The 2,677-nt window shown below is 49.9% G+C and carries 2 rRNA genes; both read right to left on the bottom strand.

What is annotated here, in order from left to right:
- Position 1 precedes the first annotated feature (1 nt).
- Positions 2 to 117: ribosomal RNA gene (gene rrf, locus MK396_RS09935) — 5S ribosomal RNA — on the bottom strand.
- Between the two features lie 76 nt (positions 118 to 193).
- A 23S ribosomal RNA gene (locus tag MK396_RS09930) occupies positions 194 to 2,677 on the bottom strand; the annotation flags it as partial.

The following is a 2,677-nucleotide window of genomic DNA, read 5'->3' as shown; positions in this document are numbered from 1 at the left end:
AGCTAAGCGACTTCCATATCTCACAGGGGGCAACCCCCAACTACTTCCGGCGTTCTAGGGCTTAACTACTGTGTTCGGCATGGGTACAGGTGTATCTCCTAGGCTATCGTCACTTAACTCTGAGTAATACCTACTCAAAATTGAATATCTATCAAATCTCAAGAAAACCTCACACTTCGTATCCTCAGTTACTTTGGATAAGTCCTCGAGCTATTAGTATTAGTCCGCTACATGTGTCGCCACACTTCCACTTCTAACCTATCTACCTGATCATCTCTCAGGGCTCTTACTGATATATAATCATGGGAAATCTCATCTTGAGGTGGGTTTCACACTTAGATGCTTTCAGCGTTTATCCCTTCCCTACATAGCTACCCAGCGATGCCTTTGGCAAGACAACTGGTACACCAGCGGTAAGTCCACTCTGGTCCTCTCGTACTAGGAGCAGATCCTCTCAAATTTCCTACGCCCGCGACGGATAGGGACCGAACTGTCTCACGACGTTCTGAACCCAGCTCGCGTGCCGCTTTAATGGGCGAACAGCCCAACCCTTGGGACCGACTACAGCCCCAGGATGCGACGAGCCGACATCGAGGTGCCAAACCTCCCCGTCGATGTGAACTCTTGGGGGAGATAAGCCTGTTATCCCCAGGGTAGCTTTTATCCGTTGAGCGATGGCCCTTCCATACGGAACCACCGGATCACTAAGCCCGACTTTCGTCCCTGCTCGAGTTGTTGCTCTCGCAGTCAAGCTCCCTTATACCTTTACACTCTGCGAATGATTTCCAACCATTCTGAGGGAACCTTTGGGCGCCTCCGTTACCTTTTAGGAGGCGACCGCCCCAGTCAAACTGCCCGTCAGACACTGTCTCCGATAGGGATCACCTATCCGGGTTAGAGTGGCCATAACACAAGGGTAGTATCCCAACAACGTCTCCTTCGAAACTGGCGTCCCGATCTCGTAGACTCCTACCTATCCTGTACATGTGGTACAGACACTCAATATCAAACTGCAGTAAAGCTCCATGGGGTCTTTCCGTCCTGTCGCGGGTAACCTGCATCTTCACAGGTACTAAAATTTCACCGAGTCTCTCGTTGAGACAGTGCCCAAATCATTACGCCTTTCGTGCGGGTCGGAACTTACCCGACAAGGAATTTCGCTACCTTAGGACCGTTATAGTTACGGCCGCCGTTTACTGGGGCTTCAATTCATACCTTCGAGTTACCTCTAAGCACTCCTCTTAACCTTCCAGCACCGGGCAGGCGTCACCCCCTATACATCATCTTACGATTTAGCAGAGAGCTGTGTTTTTGATAAACAGTTGCTTGGGCCTATTCACTGCGGCTGACCTAAAGCCAGCACCCCTTCTCCCGAAGTTACGGGGTCATTTTGCCGAGTTCCTTAACGAGAGTTCTCTCGCTCACCTGAGGCTACTCGCCTCGACTACCTGTGTCGGTTTGCGGTACGGGTAGAGTATGTTTAAACGCTAGAAGCTTTTCTTGGCAGTGTGACGTCACTAACTTCGCTACTAAACTTCGCTCCCCATCACAGCTCAATGTTATAGAACTAAGCATTTAACTCAATTCACACCTCACTGCTTAGACAGACACTTCCATTCGTCTGCTTTAGTTAGCCTACTGCGTCCCTCCATCACTACATACTCTAGTACAGGAATATCAACCTGTTGTCCATCGGATACACCTTTCGGTCTCTCCTTAGGTCCCGACTAACCCAGGGCGGACGAGCCTTCCCCTGGAAACCTTAGTCTTACGGTGGACAGGATTCTCACCTGTCTTTCGCTACTCATACCGGCATTCTCACTTCTATGCGTTCCAGCACTCCTCACGGTATACCTTCTTCACACATAGAACGCTCTCCTACCATACCTATAAAGGTATCCACAGCTTCGGTAAATTGTTTTAGCCCCGGTACATTTTCGGCGCAGGGTCACTCGACTAGTGAGCTATTACGCACTCTTTGAATGAATAGCTGCTTCTAAGCTAACATCCTAGTTGTCTGTGCAACCCCACATCCTTTTCCACTTAACAATTATTTTGGGACCTTAGCTGGTGGTCTGGGCTGTTTCCCTTTCGACTACGGATCTTAGCACTCGCAGTCTGACTGCCGACCATAATTCATTGGCATTCGGAGTTTATCTGAGATTGGTAATCCGGGATGGACCCCTCACCCAAACAGTGCTCTACCTCCAAGAATCTTTATGTCGACGCTAGCCCTAAAGCTATTTCGGAGAGAACCAGCTATCTCCAAGTTCGTTTGGAATTTCTCCGCTACCCACAAGTCATCCAAGCACTTTTCAACGTGCCCTGGTTCGGTCCTCCAGTGCGTCTTACCGCACCTTCAACCTGCTCATGGGTAGGTCACATGGTTTCGGGTCTACGACATGATACTAAGGCGCCCTATTCAGACTCGGTTTCCCTGCGGCTCCGTCTCTTCAACTTAACCTCGCATCATATCGTAACTCGCCGGTTCATTCTACAAAAGGCACGCTCTCACCCATTAACGGGCTCGAACTTGTTGTAGGCACACGGTTTCAGGTTCTATTTCACTCCCCTCCCGGGGTGCTTTTCACCTTTCCCTCACGGTACTGGTTCACTATCGGTCACTAGGGAGTATTTAGGGTTGGGAGATGGTCCTCCCAGATTCCGACGGGATTTC

This window comes from Streptococcus oralis (genome assembly GCF_026782235.1).
GTDB lineage: Bacteria > Bacillota > Bacilli > Lactobacillales > Streptococcaceae > Streptococcus > Streptococcus oralis_CC.
This window is presented reverse-complemented; position numbering and strand designations above follow the sequence as displayed.